At 67.1% G+C, this 18,677-nt stretch carries 14 protein-coding genes; 5 read left to right on the top strand and 9 right to left on the bottom strand.

Features of this window, described 5'->3' with window-relative positions; translation table 11 throughout:
* Positions 1–24: 24 nt before the first annotated feature.
* The 4 genes from ACPT9U_RS01855 to rsmA are packed head-to-tail and all read left to right on the top strand — an operon-like array spanning position 25 to position 5,721.
* On the top strand, positions 25–2,529 hold the full coding sequence (locus tag ACPT9U_RS01855; RefSeq protein WP_435749684.1) for an LPS-assembly protein LptD: 2,505 nt from the start codon (positions 25–27) through the stop codon (positions 2,527–2,529).
* A gap of 31 nt (positions 2,530–2,560) precedes the next feature.
* Entirely contained in the window at positions 2,561–3,877 is a 1,317-nt protein-coding gene (locus tag ACPT9U_RS01850) for a peptidylprolyl isomerase (RefSeq protein ID WP_435749683.1), read from the top strand.
* 5 nt (positions 3,878–3,882) lie between these two features.
* Positions 3,883–4,893, top strand: a complete 1,011-nt coding sequence (gene pdxA, locus ACPT9U_RS01845) for a 4-hydroxythreonine-4-phosphate dehydrogenase PdxA (RefSeq protein WP_435749777.1) — start codon at positions 3,883–3,885, stop codon at positions 4,891–4,893.
* A 24-nt stretch (positions 4,894–4,917) separates the two neighbouring features.
* Positions 4,918–5,721, top strand: a complete 804-nt coding sequence (gene rsmA / locus ACPT9U_RS01840) for a 16S rRNA (adenine(1518)-N(6)/adenine(1519)-N(6))-dimethyltransferase RsmA (RefSeq protein ID WP_418364907.1) — start codon at positions 4,918–4,920, stop codon at positions 5,719–5,721.
* Between the two features lie 148 nt (positions 5,722–5,869).
* On the opposite strand, the gene ACPT9U_RS01835 is transcribed toward rsmA, so the two are convergent.
* On the bottom strand, positions 5,870–6,061 hold the full coding sequence (locus ACPT9U_RS01835) for a YgaP family membrane protein (protein ID WP_418364908.1): 192 nt from the start codon (positions 6,059–6,061) through the stop codon (positions 5,870–5,872).
* Positions 6,062–6,328: 267 nt separating this feature from the next.
* Here ACPT9U_RS01835 and ACPT9U_RS01830 point away from each other — a divergent pair, with 267 nt between their 5' ends.
* A complete protein-coding gene (locus tag ACPT9U_RS01830; protein ID WP_435749682.1) occupies positions 6,329–8,062 on the top strand; it encodes a PAS-domain containing protein in 1,734 nt (577 codons plus the stop codon).
* A 22-nt stretch (positions 8,063–8,084) separates the two neighbouring features.
* Here ACPT9U_RS01830 and ACPT9U_RS01825 read toward each other — a convergent pair whose 3' ends face one another.
* From ACPT9U_RS01825 to tkt, 8 genes are all read right to left on the bottom strand, one after another.
* The gene (locus ACPT9U_RS01825; protein ID WP_435749681.1) at positions 8,085–8,786 is read right to left on the bottom strand and encodes a Crp/Fnr family transcriptional regulator; all 702 of its coding nucleotides are present in this window, start codon (positions 8,784–8,786) and stop codon (positions 8,085–8,087) included.
* A gap of 31 nt (positions 8,787–8,817) precedes the next feature.
* A complete protein-coding gene (gene xth / locus ACPT9U_RS01820; protein ID WP_418364911.1) occupies positions 8,818–9,591 on the bottom strand; it encodes an exodeoxyribonuclease III in 774 nt (257 codons plus the stop codon).
* A complete protein-coding gene (locus tag ACPT9U_RS01815) occupies positions 9,588–11,684 on the bottom strand; it encodes a M3 family metallopeptidase (protein ID WP_435749680.1) in 2,097 nt (698 codons plus the stop codon). The genes xth and ACPT9U_RS01815 overlap by 4 nt, the downstream gene beginning before the upstream one ends.
* A gap of 107 nt (positions 11,685–11,791) precedes the next feature.
* A complete protein-coding gene (locus tag ACPT9U_RS01810; protein WP_418364913.1) occupies positions 11,792–12,565 on the bottom strand; it encodes a DUF2189 domain-containing protein in 774 nt (257 codons plus the stop codon).
* A 303-nt stretch (positions 12,566–12,868) separates the two neighbouring features.
* On the bottom strand, positions 12,869–13,804 hold the full coding sequence (locus tag ACPT9U_RS01805; RefSeq protein ID WP_435749679.1) for a phosphoribosylaminoimidazolesuccinocarboxamide synthase: 936 nt from the start codon (positions 13,802–13,804) through the stop codon (positions 12,869–12,871).
* An 85-nt stretch (positions 13,805–13,889) separates the two neighbouring features.
* The gene (locus ACPT9U_RS01800; RefSeq protein WP_435749678.1) at positions 13,890–15,185 is read right to left on the bottom strand and encodes a DUF3422 family protein; all 1,296 of its coding nucleotides are present in this window, start codon (positions 15,183–15,185) and stop codon (positions 13,890–13,892) included.
* Between the two features lie 304 nt (positions 15,186–15,489).
* Complete coding sequence (gene fba / locus ACPT9U_RS01795) at positions 15,490–16,539, bottom strand: class II fructose-bisphosphate aldolase (RefSeq protein WP_435749677.1); 1,050 nt, start codon at positions 16,537–16,539, stop codon at positions 15,490–15,492.
* A gap of 29 nt (positions 16,540–16,568) precedes the next feature.
* Complete coding sequence (gene tkt / locus ACPT9U_RS01790; RefSeq protein WP_435749676.1) at positions 16,569–18,659, bottom strand: transketolase; 2,091 nt, start codon at positions 18,657–18,659, stop codon at positions 16,569–16,571.
* Between the last annotated feature and the right edge of the window lie 18 nt (positions 18,660–18,677).

Here is an 18,677-nt window from a genome sequence, read left to right as displayed (position 1 = left end):
GGCTTGATCCGCATGGCTCCGCGTATGGCTCCAAACACCCGCATTCGTCTGATTCCGCTGCTGTTGCTCTGCATGTCGGGCGCGGCCCATGCCGAGTCGCTGCCGGTGCTCAAGGTTTCGCCCGATCTGCTGCGCAGGCCCGCTGCTGCGCAGACGCCGCCGTCCCGCGCTCCGGCATCTGACGGGGCGGAAGGCAGCGTCCAGGGCGATGCCACGCTGCCGACCAAGCCGGTTGCGGCCGTGCCGCTCGCGCCCGCCACCGCGCCTGCGGTCGCACCGACCGCCGAGCCGGCCCCCGAGCCAGCCACTGAGCGGGCGAGGCAAGCCGGTTCGCGGCAGATCCCGGCTGCGGGCGGAACGGCCGTGACTGCGCTGCGCATCCATGGCACGCGCGGGATCGAACTGGTCGCAGAAGGTGAGGCGGAACTGCAGCGCGACGATACCCTGCTCACGGCGGACAAGGTCACCTATCGCGAACTCACCGACGAGGTGGTGGCTGAGGGCAACGTGGTGCTCGACCGCGCGGGGGACGTCATTCGCGGCCCGCGTGCGCGGCTGGTAGTGGGCGACCGGGTGGGCGAGGTCGAGTCTCCGCAATACGAACTCTCACGCACGACGGCGCCCGCGCTGGCGGGCGATGCGCCTCGCACCGTCGCCGGCAGCGGCCATGCCGACATGCTCCGGCTGGAGGGCGAGAACCAGTACCGGCTCGAGAACGCGACCTGGACCACCTGCACCCCGAGCGATCCCGACTGGTACATCCGGGCCCGCGAGCTCGACCTCGACTACGACCGCGAGGTCGGCACTGCGCGTGGCGGCTCGATCGTGTTCATGGATACGCCGATCTTCTGGCTGCCATGGGCGGAGTTCCCGCTCAGCGGACAGCGCCAGTCCGGCCTGCTGCCGCCGACCTTCGGCTCGTCGAACAAGACCGGGCTGGATTTCACTCAACCGTATTACTGGAACATCGCGCCCAACTACGATGCCACCATTGCGCCGCGCTTCATGGGCCGGCGCGGCGTGCAGATCGGCGGCGAATTCCGCTATCTCGCCGAGGCCTATCGTGGCATCACGCGTGTCGAGTGGATGCCCGAGGACCGCGTGACGGGCGAGGAGCGGCGGCTGGGCTCGATCCAGCACCAGCACCGCTTTGCGCCGAATTTCTATGGCACGCTCGATCTGAACGCGGTATCCGACGACAGCTATTTCGAGGATCTTTCCTCAAGCGTCGGTGTGGCTTCGCGGGTGAACCTGCTGCGTGAGGGGCGCCTGATGTACTCCGGCGGCTGGTGGAACGCCACGGCGCTGGCACAGCGCTACCAGACCCTGAGCCCCGACGAGGAGGCACCGAACACCGAGCCCTACCGTCGCCTGCCGCAGATCGAAGTCAACGCGTTGCGCGCGGATCTACCGGGGGGGGTGTCCGCAGCGCTCGAAACCGAACTGGCGCGTTTCGAGCACAAGGACGCCAGGAAGGATCGCGACGAGGCGACCCGTTTCGTGGCCTACCCCCAGGTTTCGCTGCCTGTGCAGGGCGCAGCCTGGTTTCTGACCCCAAAGGCGGGGGTGCATTATTCCCGCTATGACATCGACCGCTCGCCCGCATCGACATTCGATACGACGTCGATCACGCGCTCGGTGCCGATCCTGTCGCTGGATTCCGGACTGTTCTTCGAGCGCGAAACACAGCTCTTCGGTGGAGACTACCTGCAGACGCTCGAGCCTCGGCTGTACTACCTGCGCGTGCAGGACAAGGACCAGAAGGAAATTCCGGTCTTCGATTCGAACCGGTTCGATGTGGGCTTCGCGCAGATCTTCTCCGAGAATCGCTTCTCCGGTCGCGACCGGATCGGCGATGCCAACGATCTGACCGCTGCCTTGACCACGCGCTTCATCGATTCCGATACCGGAGTCGAGCGCCTGCGCGCCCTGATCGGGCAGCGCTACTACTTCTCCGACCAGCAGGTCTTTCTGTACAGCGAGGACGAGTTGCGCCGTGCCGGACGCGGCAACGAAATCCTTGCCGGCCTGGGCGGACGGATCAACAAGCGCGTGTCGATCGACTCCTATCTGCAGTACAACACGCAGACCGGCCAGACCGATCGCCTGAATGCGAGCGTTCGTTACCAGGCGGGCTTTGCCCGCACGCTCAACCTGAGCTACCGCTATGCGCCCAACCTGCCGATCGACCGGGATATCGTCGGCGTCGAGGACATCGACGTCTCCGGCCAGTGGCCGCTCGCGCGCAACTGGTATGGTGTCGGGCGGGTGACGCATTCGCTCAAGGACAAGCGCGTCACCGAGGCGATCGCAGGTCTGGAGTACGATGGCGGCTGCTGGGTTTTCCGTACTGCGATGCACCGCTTTGCGATCGACGAGAGCAACGTAACCAACGCAGTCTTCATCCAGCTCGAACTGAACGACCTTGCCGGCATCGGCTCGAATCCGGTCAACCTGATCCGGCGCAGTGTGCCGGGCTATGGCAAGATCAACGACTCCTCGGCCGATCGTGTGTTCGGCGTCGAGTGAGCACCGTCCAGTGAATCCACACTCAATGAACATGAACCGACTCCTAGCCCGTTCCCGTGTCGCCATCGCCATCGGCCTGGCCGCAGCCGCACTTGCGCTGCCAGCCCATGCTGCACCGCGTGCGGTCGAGGTTGACCGTATCGTCGCCGTGGTCAACAACGAAGTCATCACCTCCCAGCAGTTGCGCGCGCGCATCGAGCAGGCCAAACGACAGCTCGGCCGCCAGGGCGTCGAGCTCCCCCCGGATGAGGTGCTGGCGAGGCAGCTTCTGGAGCGTCTGATCGTCGAGCGTGCCCAGGTGCAGCTGGCAGGCGAGTCAGGCATGCGGGTCGACGACGCGACGCTCGAGCGCGCCATCGAGCGCATCGCCCAGAACAACAAGCTGTCGATCGAGCAGCTGCGTGCAGCGCTCGAGCAGGACGGGGTGGGCTGGAGTCGCTTCCGCGACGAGATCCGCACCGAGATCCTGCTCACCCGTCTGCGCGAGCGAGAAGTCGACAACCGCATCGTCGTGACCGATGCGGAGATCGACAACTTCATCGCCAACAATCCGGATGCGTTCTCCGGGCAGGAGTTCGCGGTCGCCCACATCCTGCTGCGTACGCCAGAGGGCGCGTCGCCCGAGCAGATCGAGGCCGTGGCACGGCGCGCCGAACAGGTGATGACGCGGCTGCGCTCGGGCGAGGACTTTGCCCGCGTAGCGGCCGAGGTCTCGGATGCACCGGACGGCTTGTCGGGCGGGAACCTGGGCTGGCGTCCGCTCGACCGGCTCCCGGCGCTGTTCGCCGACGTGGCCAGAAACATGCGCCCGGGGGAGACCTCGCCGGTGCTGCGCAGTGCCGCTGGACTTCACATCGTGCGTTTGGTCGATGTCCGCGGCGGCGGCGCCGACGCCGTCCAGCAACTGGAACAGACGCGCGCGCGTCATATCCTGATCAAGACCTCCGAGGTGCTCTCCGATGCCGATGCCGAGGCGAGGCTGCTGACGCTCCGCGAGCGCGTGATCAACGGCGCGGATTTCGGTGAGCTCGCCAAGGCGAACTCTGCGGACCTGTCCGCCGGTCGGGGTGGCGACCTGGGTTGGCTCAGCCCTGGCGATACGGTGCCTGAGTTCGAGCGCGCCATGGATGCGCTGCAGGCCGGCGAGGTCAGTATGCCGGTACGCTCGCCCTTCGGCTGGCACCTCATCCAGGTGGTGGAGCGCCGTGTCCAGGACGTGACCGAAGAACGCAAGCGCAACGCAGCCCGCATGGCGCTGCGCGAGCGCAAGGCCGAGCAGTCCTATGAGGACTGGCTGCGCCAGCTGCGCGACAGCACCTATGTCGATTACCGCCTCGAGCGGGAGTGAGCACGATGCCCGACACGGGTGCGCTGCCCGTCGTCGTCACTAGCGGCGAACCAGCAGGGGTCGGTCCGGAGCTCTGCCTGCGCCTGGCCGAGCGTGACTGGCCGAGGCGCCTGGTCGTGCTCGCCGACATCGAGCTGATGCGCGCACGCGCATCCGCACTGGGGCGTGCCGTGCGCATCGTTCCGTATTGCCGCGAGGTGCCTGTCGCGCGCGGCTGCATCGAAGTGCTGCACCTGCCGCTCGCCCAGCCATCGCAGGCGGGTGTGCTGGTGCCGGCCAACGGCGCCTACGTGCTCGGCCTGCTCGATCGCGCGATCTCCGGTTGTCGCGAGGCCGAGTTCGCGGCCATGGTCACTGCGCCAGTGCACAAGGGCGTGATCTGCGAAGGGCTGGGTGCGCGTGACACCATGCCTTTCACCGGCCATACCGAATACCTTGCCGCGCATACCGGTACGGCACGCGTCGTCATGATGCTGGTGGGCGGAGGCATGCGCGTGGCGCTGGCGACGACCCACCTGCCGCTTGCCGCGGTTCCGGCAGCGATCACCCCCGCGCTGCTCGAAGAGACGCTGCGCATCCTGCACGCTGACCTGGTGCGCCACTTCGGCCTCCGGGCGCCGCGCATCCTCGTCGCCGGACTCAATCCGCATGCCGGTGAGGGCGGGCACATGGGCCGTGAGGAGATCGACGTCATCCTCCCGGTACTCGACAGGTTGCGCGCCGAGGGCATGCAGCTGACGGGGCCGCTTCCGGCGGACACGCTGTTCGTGCCGCACACGCTCGAGAAGGGCGACGCGGTGCTGACCATGTATCACGATCAGGGCCTGCCCGTGCTCAAGCATGCGAGCTTCGGTGGCGGGGTCAACGTCACGCTCGGCCTGCCGATCATCCGCACTTCGGTCGATCATGGCACCGCGCTCGATCTGGCCGGTAGCGGGCGCGCCGACCCGGGCAGCCTGTATGCCGCAGTCGAGCTTGCGCTTGCCATGGCGGCGGCCCGCAGTACGGCACACTGAGCCGGGCGACCGCGAGGGACTCATATGCAAGATTTCGAAACCGATGGCCATCGCGCCCGCAAGCGCTTCGGCCAGAACTTCCTTTCCGACCCCAACATCATCCGCAAGATCATCGATGGGATCCGGCCCCTGAAGGGTGATCTCATGGTCGAGATCGGCCCCGGCCTCGGGGCGATGACCGCTCCGTTGATCGAGCGCCTCGGGCATCTGCACGTCGTCGAGATCGACCGCGACCTGATCGCGCGCCTGCACGAGCGCTACACGCCGGCACAGATCACGGTGCATGAGGGCGACGCATTGAAGTTCGATTTTGGCAGCCTTGCCGCGGAGGGTGGCGCGTCCTTGCGCATCGTCGGCAACCTGCCGTACAACATTTCGACACCGATCCTGTTCCACCTCGCCAGCTTCGCCGACAGGGTGAAGGACATGACCTTCATGCTGCAGAAGGAAGTGGTAATGCGCATGGTGGCCGAGCCGGGTACCGAGGAGTATGGGCGGCTCTCCGTGATGCTGCAGTACCGCTTTCGCATGGGGCGGCTCTTCGACGTGCCCCCGACCGCCTTCCGCCCAGCGCCGAAGGTCATGTCCAGCATCGTGCGCATGGCGCCGCTACCGCTGGATCAACTCGGCGCGAAGGATGAGGCGCTGCTCGGTCGCATCGTCACTGCCGCGTTTGGCCAGCGCCGCAAGACGCTGCGCAACACGCTGCGAGAGTTCATGCATGAAGCCGATTTCGATGCGCTCGGCATTGATGCCGGGCTGCGGGGCGAGAAGCTCTCGGTTGAAGAGTACGTGGCAATCGCCAATCACTGCACGGTCCGTCACTGACCCATCGGGTATGGGTGTGCGGTACAGGCGCGCCGCGCGAGCGCACGCGCCCGTGCGGGCAAGGTGGTCGATTGCCACGTTCGCGGGCACGTGCGCTCGCGCAGGGCTTTTGCGGCAGGCATATCGTGCTGCCGCCGCCCCCGCAGACTTACTTCTTGTTCAGCGGGCAGGTGTTCATGCCGAGCAGGGTGTAGGCCGGGCACCAGCCCATCGCGCCGGTTGCCAGCGGCACGATGCCGATCCAGGCCCAGACCGGGCCGCCGAAAAGAGCCCAGGCGATCAGCGCCAGGCCAACGAGGATACGGATGATCTTGTCTGCGCCGCCAACGTTCGTCTTCATGTGGATTCTCCTTGCCTTGGATGATGGAAAGCAGCGTCATTGAACTACGCCGGACGGCTCCCCGTCTGTAACCTCGGTTACACAGCGCCTCCCTTCGCGTTGGCCGCTTTGCCGGCGCGGTGAAGCTTCAGGTGTGACCGGCGTCACGGTTGCTGCCCGATTCTCCCTCCCGCATCCGTGGATATGATTGCGCGGAACTGGCAGCAGGCTCATGATTTTTAGCTGAACGTGGGGTGCATTGCAAAATGCTTCGAAAGGGGAGGGGCGATGCTGAATACGCAGCAGGCTTGGCCTATGGGGTCGCAGACGACACCAGACGTCCTTCAGGCGATCATCGACTTCCTTCCCAGCGGCGTCAGTCTGTTCGATCGCGAACTGAACATGGTGTTGTGCAACCGTCAACTCCGCGAGCTGCTCGAATTTCCCGATGCGCTGTTCGAAAACGGCCTGCCTTCCCTGCTTGATCTCGCGCGCTTCAATGCGCGCCGTGGCGAATACGGCCCTGGGGATCCCGAGCAGATCGCTGAGTCGGTGGTCGCTCGCGCGCGCGAACGCGAGCCGCACGTTTTCGAGCGCAAGCGCCCCAACGGCCGGATCCTGGAGATTCGCGGCAACCCGCTGCCCGATGGCGGTTTCGTCACCATCTACACCGACATCACTGAACGCAAGAATGCCGAGGAGGAGGCCCGGCGCAGCGCGAATTACCTCGACGCAGTGGTGAACGCCTTGCCGCAGGGCGTCTCGGTGGTCAACGAGGCGCTCGACGTCGTGCTCTGGAACCGTGCTTTCGTGAAGCAGCTCAATCTGCCCGAAGACTTCATGAAGCCGGGCAGAACCTTTGCCGACGTGATCCGCTTCAACGCCCAGCGCGGTGAGTACGGGGACGTGGATCCCGAAGAAAAGGTGCGCGAGATGGTCGAGCTCGCACGCCGCTTCGAGCGCCACAGGATGGAGCGCAGGCGAAGCGATGGCGGCGTCATGGAAATCGAGGGGCGGATCGTGTTCGAGGGCGAACAGCCGGTCGGTTTCGTCACCACCTATACCGACATCACCGACCGGCTGCGCAATGCGGAAACCGTCCGCCGGGTGCGCGACCTGATGAGCGACGCGGTCAATTTCTCCCCGACCTACATCTGGGAAACCGGGCCGGACGGGCACTATACCTTCGCGCAAGGCATGGAAAAGATCCTCGGTCGTGCGGACGACGAGGTGCTTGGCACCGAGCGCTGGAAGCAGTTCTGCACTGAGCACTGTGGCAAGCCATGTGTCGGATCGGAGGTGGCGTGCCAGTGGCTGTCGCCGATCCGTGCCCACGCAGTGCTCGAGCGCTGCACGCTGATTACGCATAGCGCGGACGGCCGTCCAGTGTGGCTGTCGTCCAGCGCGCAGCCCGTGTTCGACGAGGGCGGGTGTTTCAACGGCTATCGCGGGGTGGATGTCGACATCACGGAGCTGACGCTCGCGCAGCAGGAACTCGAGCAGATGGCGCTGCACGATCCGATGACCGGACTCGCCAATCGTCGCAAGTTCTGCTCCCGCTACGACCTTGAGCTTGCGCGCCAGAGCGGAACGGGGAATCCGCTCGCACTGCTGCTCGTTGATGTCGACCACTTCAAGAGCATCAACGACCGGTTCGGGCACCTGGTGGGAGACGAGTGCCTGCGCCGGATCGCGAACCTGCTGTCGAGCGCCTTGCGCGTCACCGACCTGGTCGGGCGTTTCGGCGGCGAGGAGTTCATGGTGCTGCTCTCGGACACGGACCCGGAGGAGGCGCTGCAGGTGGCCGAGACGCTGCGGCGGGTGGTGGAGGCGTCCTCACTCGGCACCCCCGAAGGCGACCCTCTTGCGATCACGGTCAGCATTGGCGTGGCAGCGCGTCCTGCGTCCGATCGTCGCGATTTCGAGCAGGTTCTCACAGAGGCGGACCGCGGCGTTTACGCGGCCAAGCATGCCGGACGCAACTGCGTGTGCGCGGGCTGGAATGCTCCCGCGGAGGCTTGAGCAAGCTGACGGTATGCCGCGTTCAGGGCTTCAATGAGCCCTCGGTGACCAAGCGGCGCAATCCGGCCGGATCGACGATCTCCACCTGCTCGCGACCCAGACGCACGAGCCCCTGTTCTGCGAAGCTCTTCAGCAGCCGGCTGACGATCTCGCGTACGCTGCCCAGTTCGTCGGCCAGTTGCTGATGCGTGACGCGAAGCAGGCGTCCCTTGCCGAGCAGCAGTGCGGCCAGACGCTGGTCGAGCTTGCGGAACGCGACCTCCTCGATGAGTTGCATCAGGTCGGCGATGCGCTCGGCGAAGAGGTGGAAAACGAAATCGCGGAAGGGGCGTTCGATCATCATCTCGTCGAACACCGGCTTGGGCAGCAACATCATGAGGGTGTCGGCCTCGGTCATGCCACGCGCGTTGTAGGCCTCGTGGCCCAGCAGGCAGGACGAGGAGATGATGCAGGTCTCTCCGGCCCCGACCCGGTACAGGGGCAGTTCGCGCCCGCTGGGCGCGCACTTGCTGACACGCACCGAGCCGTCCACCACGAAGGGAAAGCCTTCGCATGCCTGGTGGTCGTCGAACAGCATGGTCCCTGCCGGGATACGCATCCAGTGCGCGCCCTGCAGCAGGCGCCTCCGCGCGTCCGCAGGGAGCGCGGAGAGCACCGGATAACGCGCTTCGAGCCGCTCTTCGTCGGTGGCGGGTGAGGCGGGAAGAGTGCAGCCTGTAGTCATCGGCACATTTTCACCGGTGGCGGACGATTCGTCACGCGCCCAGCGCCAACTCCAGCACCACGGGCGCGTGATCCGACGGCCGTTCCAGACGGCGCGGCGCCTTGTCCACCGTGCAGTTGCGGCAGGCCTCGCGCAGCGCGGGCGACACCAGCAGGTGGTCGATGCGCAGGCCGAAGTTGCGCCGGAAGGCCATCATGCGGTAGTCCCACCACGAGAACGCGCGCTCGGGCTGCTCGAAGAGACGGAAGGCGTCGACCAGTCCGAGATCCCGCAGCGCGCGGAAGGCGGCGCGCTCCGGTTCGGAGACATGGATCTCGTCCTTCCAGTCCGGGTGGGCGTCGCGGTCTTCCGGGGCGATGTTGAAGTCGCCCGCCAGCACCAGGCGCTCGTGCGTCTTCAGTTCCTCGCGCAACCACTCGGTGAGTGCGGCGAGCCAGCGCAGCTTGTACTCGAACTTGTCCGACCCCACCGCCTGGCCGTTGGGAAAGTAGCCGCACACCACGCGCAAGCCGTTGATGGTGGCGGCGATGATGCGCTTCTGCTCGTCCTCGAAGCCGGGGATGTTGCGCACCACAGTCGCCTCGTCGATCGGCTGCGGGCTGAGGATGGCGACGCCGTTGTAGGTCTTCTGGCCGATGAAGACGGCGTGGTAGCCGGCCGCTTCCAGATCAGCGACCGGGAAGGCCTTGTCTTCGAGCTTCAGTTCCTGCAGGCACAGCGCGTCGGGCTTGTTGGCCGCCAGCCAGTCGAGGACGTGCGGCAGGCGGACCTTCAGCGAGTTGACGTTCCAGGTGGCGATCTTCATGCCTGCGCCACCATGCCGCTGTGGCGCAGCAGCGCGTCGACTCTGGGCTCGCGGCCGCGGAAGGCCTTGAAGGAGTCGAGCGCCGGGCGGCTGCCGCCCACCGCGAGGATTTCGCGCCAGAAGCGCTCGCCGGTTTCGGGGTCGAGCAGGCTGCCACGGCCGGCGCCGGCTTCCTCGAAGGCCTCGAAGGCGTCGGCCGACAGCACCTCGGCCCACTTGTAGCTGTAGTAGCCCGCCGCGTAGCCGCCGGCGAAGATGTGCGAGAAGCTGTGCGGGAAGCGGTGCCAGGCGGGCGGGATCATCACCGCGACTTCGCGGCGCACCTCGTCGAGCAGGGCCATCACGCGCTCGATGGGCACCGGGCCGGCGGAGGCGTCGACCTCGCCGTGCAGGCGCAGGTCGAACATCGAGAACTCGAGCTGGCGCACGGTCTGCATGCCGCTCTGGAAGTTCTTGGCGGCGATCATCTTGTCGTAGAGCGCGCGCGGCAGCGGCTCGCCGGTGTCGGCATGCGCGGTCATGCCCTGCAGCACGTCCCACTCCCAGCAGAAGTTCTCCATGAACTGGCTGGGCAGCTCGACCGCATCCCACTCCACGCCATGGATGCCGGACACCGCGAGCTCGTCCACCTGGGTCAGCAGGTGGTGCAGGCCGTGGCCGCACTCGTGGAACAGCGTCAGTACGTCGTCGTGGGTGAAGGTGGCGGGTTTGCCTGCGACCGGGCCAGGGAAGTTGCACACCAGGTAGGCGACCGGGGTGTCGCTGCCCCAGGTGTTGCGGTGGCGGCTGCGCGCCGAGTCCATCCACGCGCCGCCGCGCTTGGTGCTGCGCGCGTGCAGGTCGAGGTAGAAGTGCCCCACCAGCTCGCCTTCCTTCTCGATGCGGAAGAAGTGCACGTCCGGATCCCAGGTCGGCGCCTCGTCGGGGAGGATGTCGACGCGGTAGAGCGCGCGGATCACGCCGAACAGGCCGTCGAGAACCTTGGGCTCGGGGAAGTACTGTTTCACCTCCTGGTCGGAGTAGGCGTAGCGCGCCTGACGCAGCTTTTCGGAGGCGTAGGCCACGTCCCAGGGCTCGAGGGTGTCCAGCCCCAGCTCGGCCCTGGCGAAGGCCTTGAGCTCTTCCAGGTCCTTCTCGGCAAAGGGTTTGGCCTTGGCGGCGAGGTCGTGCAGGAAGCCGAGCACCTGTTCCGGCGTGTCGGCCATCTTGGGCACCAGCGAGACCTCGGCGAAGTTGCGGTAGCCGAGCATGCGCGCTTCCTCATCGCGCAGCGCCAGGATGCGGCCGATGAGCGGGCCGTTGTCGAGCTCGGGATTGCCGAGCTCGGAGGCGCGGGTGGCGTAGGCGCGGTACATGCGCGCGCGCAGATCGCGGTCGTCGGCGTATTGCAGCACCGGCAGGTAGGACGGCATCTGCAGCGTGAACTTCCAGCCGTCCTTGCCTTCCGCCTCGGCGGCGGCGCGGGCCGCGTGGCGGGCGTCGTCCGGGATACCGGCAAGACCAGCCTCGTCCGTGATCCACTCGGCGTGCGCGTTGGTGGCGTCGAGCAGGTTCTCGGAGAACTTGGCGGCGAGCTGGGATTGCTCTTCCTGGATTTCCTGGAAGCGCGGCTTCTGCTCGTCGGGCAGTTCGGCACCGGACAGGCGGAAGTCGCGCAGCCCGTGCTCGAGGATGCGCTGGCGCACCGGCGACAGGGTGGCGAACTCGGGGCTGTCGTGCAGCGCCTTGTACTTCTGGAACAGCGCCAGGTTCTGCCCGACCTCGGCGTAGAAGCGGGAGATCTCGGGCAGCATGGCGTTGTAGGCCTCGCGCCACTCGGGCACGTCGAACACGCTGTGCAGGTGGCCGACGACGCCCCAGGCGCGGCCGAGGCGCTCGCCGGCCTCGTCCATCGGGCTGACGAAGCCGTCCCAGGTCGGCGTGGCGGGGTCGGCGGTGAGGCGCTCGATCAGCGCCCGGTTCTCGTCGATCAGGCCGCGGATCGCGGGTTCGACGTGTTCCGGCTTGATGTCCTCAAAACGCGGCATGCCCGTGAAGTCGAGCAGGGGGTTGGTGTTGGAAGGGGAGTCGGGGGTGGGCGTGCTCGGCTGCATCTTCTACCTTGTCTGTTCGTTCCGGCGTGGCCGGCCAAGGCGGCTATTCTGCCGCAAAAAAGGCGGCGGGCGCCGCGTACGACGCCCGCCGCCGGAGCTGCGTGGATTCAGTGGACCAGATCGCGATACGCATGCCAGCTGGCGTGACCCACCAGCGGCAGCAGGATCACCATGCCGATCATCATGCTCGCGAAGCCGATACCGATGAGGGCAACGATCACCACGGCCCACAGCATCATGGTGTCGAAGTTGGTCTGGACGGCGCGCAGGCTGGTCATTGCCGCGGTGACGGTGTCGGTTTCGCGATCCATCACCATCGGGATGGCGATCGCCGAAAGAGAGAAGACGACGAGCGCCAGCACGCCACCGACGATGACGTAGGCCGCCAGGAAGTACAGGTTCGTGCCCGAACTCAGGAGCCCGCTGACGAAGTTGGTCACGTCGCTGACCTCGCCCCGGTAAAAGAGCGCGAACATGATCGCCGAAATGCGCTCCCAGGCAATGAGCGCAATGGCGAGGAAGGCGCCGAACATGGCCAGACCGTCGGCCTTTGCGGCGAGTCCACGCAGCGACCCTGAGAACGAGGTCTTGTGGCCCTTCTCGTGCCGCCGCGAAATCTCGTAGAGGCCCGCCGCGGTGATCGGTCCGATCAGCAGGAACCCGGAAATGGCTGCCATGAACAGGTAGGGTTTGTCCGCCGCATAGGACAGGATCGCGTAACCGACTGCAGCCAGGATCAGGCCGTAGGAGAGGCTCGCGCCCAGGTTCTCGCGCATGTCGTCCCAGCCCATGCGCAGCCACTGCATCGGACGGTCGGTGCCGATCGAGCGGATGTGGGGAAGCTTGAAATGCTGGTCCAGTGAGTCGTAGGGCTTGTCCATGTTGTTCTCCACATCTGCGTTGTTCTGGGAGCGTCGCAACCCGGCTGGACGTGCTTGCCGGGCGTGAATGTCCATGCAGGCGCTGGGTCTTCGTGTTTTTAGAATAGGACACGTACGAAGAGTTCGCGAATAAGAGCTGTTCCAGGTCCAGATAGGCTGATGCTATGCAACATGGGGTGTTCGACTGACCGCGGAGTGCGCAGGTGGGGGCTGAGACCGCGGGAGGCCGGGGTGGCAAGGCAAAAAAAAAGGGCGCCCCCCGGCACCCCTGTCTGGCGCTCGCGCGCTCGAGGTCTGTGCGGCTCAGGCCAGCTTCTGGCCGGTCAGGCGTTCGTAGGCCTCGCGGTACTTGCCCGCGGTGTGCTCGATCACGTCGGCAGGCAGCTTGGGGCCGGGCGCGGTCTTGTTCCAGTCCAGCGTTTCCAGGTAGTCACGCACGTACTGCTTGTCGAAGGACGGCGGGCTGATGCCCTCGCGGTAGCTGTCGGCCGGCCAGAAGCGCGAGGAGTCGGGGGTCAGCGCCTCGTCGATCAGGTGCAGCGTGCCGGCGGCGTCGATGCCGAACTCGAACTTGGTGTCGGCGATGATGATGCCGCGGCTGGCCGCGTAGTCGGCCGCCTCGGAATACAGCGCGATCGCCGCCTTGCGCGCTTCCTCGGCCAGCTGCGCACCGGTCTTGCCAGTGCCGGCCAGCGCGTCCTTCATCAGCGCGTCGCAGCGTGCCTGCGCCTGCTCGAAGGAGATGTTCTCGTCGTGCTCGCCCATGTCGGCCTTGGACGACGGCGTGAAGATCGGCGCTGGCAGCTTGGCCGCCTGCTGCAGGCCGTCTGGCAGCGCGATGCCGCAGACCGCGCCGGTGGCCTGGTAGTCCTTCCAGCCCGAGCCGATCACGTAGCCGCGCACCACCGCCTCGATCGGCAGCGGCTTCAGGCGCTTCACCACCAGCGCGCGGCCGCGCACCTGCTCACGCTCGTCGGCGGCGACCACGGTCTCGGGGTCGATGCCGGTGAGCTGGTTCGGCAGGATGTGGGCGAGCTTGTCGAACCAGAAGTTCGCCAGCGCCACCAGCACGCGGCCCTTGTCGGGAATCGGGTCGGGCAGGACCACGTCGAAGGCCGACAGGCGATCGCTGGTCACGATCAGCAGCTTCTCGTCGTCGACGGCATAGATGTCACGCACCTTGCCGCGGCCGAGCAGCGGCAGGCTCTTGATGGAAGTTTCAAAAAGGGGCGTCGCCACGGTGGGGCCTCGGGTTGCTGGCAAAAGCGGGATTATAGGCGAGGCAGCGGGTGTGGGTCGCTCATGCGAAGTGCGATGAGGAGGGTCATGGGTGGGGGGGGGCGTCTTCCCTGCTCAGCAGCGTGCGCATTCGCCTCAGCCCCATATACACGAAGCCTGCGATCACAGGGATCGACACTGCGGTGATGATCTCGGGGGTCGCCGGGGCGATGAGTGACTTGGCGCCCTTGGCGACGTAATTCACCAGTTGCGAGGCGTAGTAGGTGATGGCGACCACGGACAGACCCTCCACCGTCTCCTGCAGATGGAGCTGGATCTTGGCGCGGCGGTTCATCTGCGCGAGCAGTTCCTGGTTCTGACGCTCGAGCTCGATGTCCACCCGGGTACGCAGCAGTTGCGAGTTGCGCGCAATGCGGCCCGAGAGGTCTTCCTGGCGGCGCGCGATGGTGGCGCAGGTGGCTATCGCGGGGGCGAGGCGACGCTCCATGAATTCACGGATGGTCGGGAAGCCGCCAAGGCGGGTTTCGCGCAGGTCATCCACGCGCTGCTGCACCAGGCGGTAATAGGCTGCGGCGGCGCCGAAGCGGAAGGTGGTGCGGGCGACCGAGCGCTCGATGTCCGCGGCAAGGCGGGTGAGGCGGCCGAGCACGGCGTGGTCGTCCTCGGCGCTGCGCGCGTCGCCCATGCCATCCATCAGGTCGGCGAGCTCGTCTTCTGCATGCGACAGCAGGCGTCCGACCTCCTTCGCCACCGGAAAGGCCAGCAGTGCCATGACGCGGTAGGTTTCGATCTCGACCAGCCGTTGCACCATCCGCCCGGCCTGACGCGGCGTGAGGCCATCGTCGAGGAGCACGAAGCGCGAGAAGCCGTCGTGGATATGAAAGTCCGTGAACACCCAGCCCGCGCATTCGGCCACGCGTGCTGCAACCAGCGTTTCTCCGCGTGGTGAGGCCTGATTGAGCAGGCTGTCGGGGTCGACGTCGTCGGTGCTGCGCACTTCGATGTGCGTTGCGGCAATGAGCTGGCCGGGGATGTCCCGGCGCCAGGCAGTAGGCACGGACAGGAGTGCGTTGTCCTCTGCGCCATCGCCAGGGTGGATTCTGCGGAAGAAGGTGTAGCTGGAGAACTCGTTATGGCGTTCCCACTTGAGGCGAAAGTCGCCAGCATCGAGCAGGAGGTGGCCGCTGTCGGTGCGTGGGGCCGGCAGTTCGAGCTGACCACAGAGCGCGGCGAGATGCGCGGTTTCGCGTTCTGCGCTGCCCTCGTGATGCAGGAAGGCGAGATAGGTGACGTATTCCGGGGTGTCGAGTGGAACCGGTGGGCGGGCGTGCACCTCGTCGTTCAGCGTCTGGCGCAGGGGGTGTTGTTCGAACAGGGACATGATGTCTGGGACGCGGTACGGGAGAGGAGCGGCCGGTGCGGTCGCAAGCGGAGCCGGTTACAAGCTTTCGCATTCTTGCCCAGCCCCTGCGGGGTGACAAGCGAGGGATGGCGAAAATCGCGTTGCACCAGGGCAGGATCAGCGGTGCTGCAAGAAAACGCCCGCTTCCGGGACGGGAAGCGGGCGCAAAGCCCGAAGGCAGGGAGAGAAGGAAGACGCACCGTGGGTACCTGCCGGTGCGAGCGGTGCGGGCAGATGGAGCGGCAAGCGGTGAGGGCATATGCCGGACCGCGTTGCCGCAGGTTCAGATCGCGGCGCTGGCGTAGCGCCGCGCGAGCGCGTCCAGCGGCAGCGGCTTGATGCGGCTGGCCTGCCCCGCGCAGCCGAAGGCCTCGAAGCGCTCGCGGCAGATGTCGCGCGCCGCGTCGCGGGCGGCCTTGAAGAACTTGCGCGGGTCGAACTCCTTGCGGTCGGTGGCCATTAGCCGGCGCATCGCGCCGCTCATCGCCAGGCGCAGGTCGGTGTCGATGTTGACCTTGCGCACGCCGCTTCGGATGCCCTGCACGATGGCCTCGACCGGCACGCCATAGGTCTCGCCGATCTCGCCGCCATGCTCGCGGATGATGGCGAGCCATTCCTGCGGCACGCTGGAGGAACCGTGCATCACCAGGTGGGTGTCGGGGATGCGGGTGTGGATGGCGGCGATGCGGTCGATGGCGAGGATGTCGCCGGTGGGCGGGCGGGTGAACTTGTAGGCGCCGTGGCTGGTGCCGATCGCCACCGCGAGTGCGTCGACGCCGGTGGCGGCGACGAAGTCGGCGGCTTCGTCGGGGTCGGTCAACATCTGGCTGTGGTCCAGCGTGCCCTCGGCGCCGACCCCGTCTTCCTCGCCGGCCTGGCCGGTCTCGAGTGAGCCGAGGCAGCCGAGCTCGCCTTCCACCGATACGCCCACCGCATGGGCCATCTCCACCACGCGGCGGGTGACCTCGACGTTGTACGCGTAGCTCGCCGGAGTCTTCATGTCCGCGCGCAGCGAGCCGTCCATCATCACGCTGGTGAAGCCGCTGCGGATCGATTGCTGGCAGACCGCAGGGCTGGCGCCGTGGTCCTGGTGCAGGGAGATCGGAATGTCGGGCCACTGCTCGACCGCGGCCTCGACCATCTTCTTCAGGAAGGCCTCGCCGGCATAGCCGCGCGCACCGGCCGAGGCCTGCAGGATGACCGGGCTGTCGGTGGCCTCGGCGGCGAGCAGGATGGCGTGGATCTGCTCCATGTTATTGATGTTGAAGGCGGGCACGCCGTAGCCGTGTTCGGCGGCGTGGTCGAGCAGCTGGCGCAGGGCGATCATGGCCATGGGATGGATCTCCGCAGGAAGTGGGCGGCTCAGTTCAGCGTCGCCTTCGCGGCGCGGGGCTGCGTGGATGCGAACGTGTTCTGAGGTGTGGATGTGATCAGGGCGCGTGCCCGGGCGAGTACTGCGTCAGGGGTGAAGCCGAAGCGTTGCAGCAGGGCAGAAGCCGGAGCGGACTCGCCAAACCGATCGATTCCGATCACTTCGCCGGCGCAGCCGCCATCGCCGCAGATGTAGCGCCACCAGCCCTCGCCGCGTGCGGCTTCGATCACCAGTCGCGGCACGCCGGCGGGCAGCACGCTGTGCCGCCATTCGTCGGTCTGACGGTCGAAGAGCGTGGAGCACGGCATGGACACCACGCGCACACCCACCCCCTCGGCGGCCAGCGCCGCGTGCGCCGCCATCGCCAGCGCCACCTCCGAGCCGGTGGCGATGATGACGAGCGCAGGCGCGTCGGCATCGGCCAGCACGTAGCCGCCCCGCAGGATGGCCTGTATCTGCACTTCGTCGCGCGCCTGGTGCGGCAGGTTCTGGCGCGACAGGGCGAGCAGGGTGGGGCCGTCGCGGCGCGCGACCGCGGCGTTCCAGGCGGCCTGGGTTTCGACCGCATCGCACGGGCGCCACACGTCCAGCCCCGGGATCAGGCGCAGGCTGGGGATATGCTCGACCGGCTGATGGGTGGGGCCGTCCTCGCCCAGGCCGATCGAGTCGTGCGTCATCACGTACACCACGCGCTGCTTCATCAATGCGCTCATGCGGATGGCGTTGCGGGCGTAGTCCGAGAACACCAGGAAGGTGGCGCCGAAGGGAATGTAGCCGCCGTGCAGGGCGATGCCGTTGAGCGCAGCGGCCATGCCGAACTCGCGCACACCCCAGTTGATGTGGCGCCCGGGCGCATCTGCGCGCACGGTGCCGCAGCCAGGCCAGTCGGTGAGGTTGGAATGCGTCAGGTCAGCCGAGCCGCCGAGCAACTCCGGCAGCGCGCGTGCCAGGCGGCCGATGGCCTGCTGGCTGGCCTTGCGCGTGGCGACGGAGGCCGCCTCCTTCGCGACGCCGCGCAGGATGGCGTTGGACAGGATGCCGAAACCTACCGGCAGATCGCCCGCCGTGCGGCGGCGGAATTCCTCCGCTTCGTCCGGGAAGGCCTGGGCGTAGGCGCTGAGGCGCCGCGCCCATTCTGCCTGCTGCGCAGCCCCACGGGCGCGTGCGTCGAAGGCCGCGCGGACTTCACCCGGGATCTCGAAGGGGACTTGCGGCCAGTCGAGCGCGCCGCGCGTGGCGGCGATCTCGCTGGCGCCGAGTGGCGCGCCGTGGACGTCCGCTGTGCCGGCCCGACCGGGGCTGCCATGGCCGATGTTGGTGCGGCAGCAGATGAGCGTGGGGCCGGTGTCGGCCCGGGCGTGGCCCAGCGCCACCTGGATGGCACGATCGACGGCGGCGATGTCGTGGCCGTTCACTGCCTCGACCACGTTCCAGCCATAGGCGCGGAAGCGCGCCGGCGTGTCGTCGGCGAACCAGCCGGAGACGTCGCCGTCGATCGAGATGCGGTTGTCGTCCCAGAAGCAGATCAGCTTCGAGAGCCGCTGCACGCCGGCGAAGCTCGCGGCCTCGTGGCTGATGCCTTCCATCAGGCAGCCATCGCCGAGGAAGACCCAGGTGCGGTGGTCGACGAGGGTGTGGCCGGGGCGGTTGAACTCGGCGGCGAGCAGCTTCTCGGCGAGCGCCATGCCCACGGCGTTGGTCACGCCCTGGCCGAGTGGACCGGTGGTGGTTTCGACGCCGGGGGTGTGGCCGACCTCGGGGTGGCCGGGGGTGCGGCTGTCGAGCTGGCGGAAGCGCTTGAGCTCGCCCAGCGGCAGGTCGTAGCCGCTGAGGTGGAGCAGGGCGTAGAGCAGCATCGAGCCGTGGCCGTTGGAGAGTACGAAGCGGTCGCGGTCGGGCCAGGCGGGGTCGGCGGGGTTATGGCGCAGGTGCCGGTTCCAGAGTGCCACGGCGATCTCGGACATGCCCATGGGCATGCCGGGGTGGCCGGACTGGGCGGCTTCGACGGCGTCGATGGCGAGGAAGCGCAGGGCGTTGGCGCACAGGGCGTCGATCGGTGCCTGGGTGAGTCGCATGTTCATCGTTATTTCTCCAATCGG

The sequence above is a fragment of the Thauera sp. AutoDN2 genome (genome assembly GCF_051280715.1).
GTDB lineage: Bacteria > Pseudomonadota > Gammaproteobacteria > Burkholderiales > Rhodocyclaceae > Thauera.
This window is presented reverse-complemented; position numbering and strand designations above follow the sequence as displayed.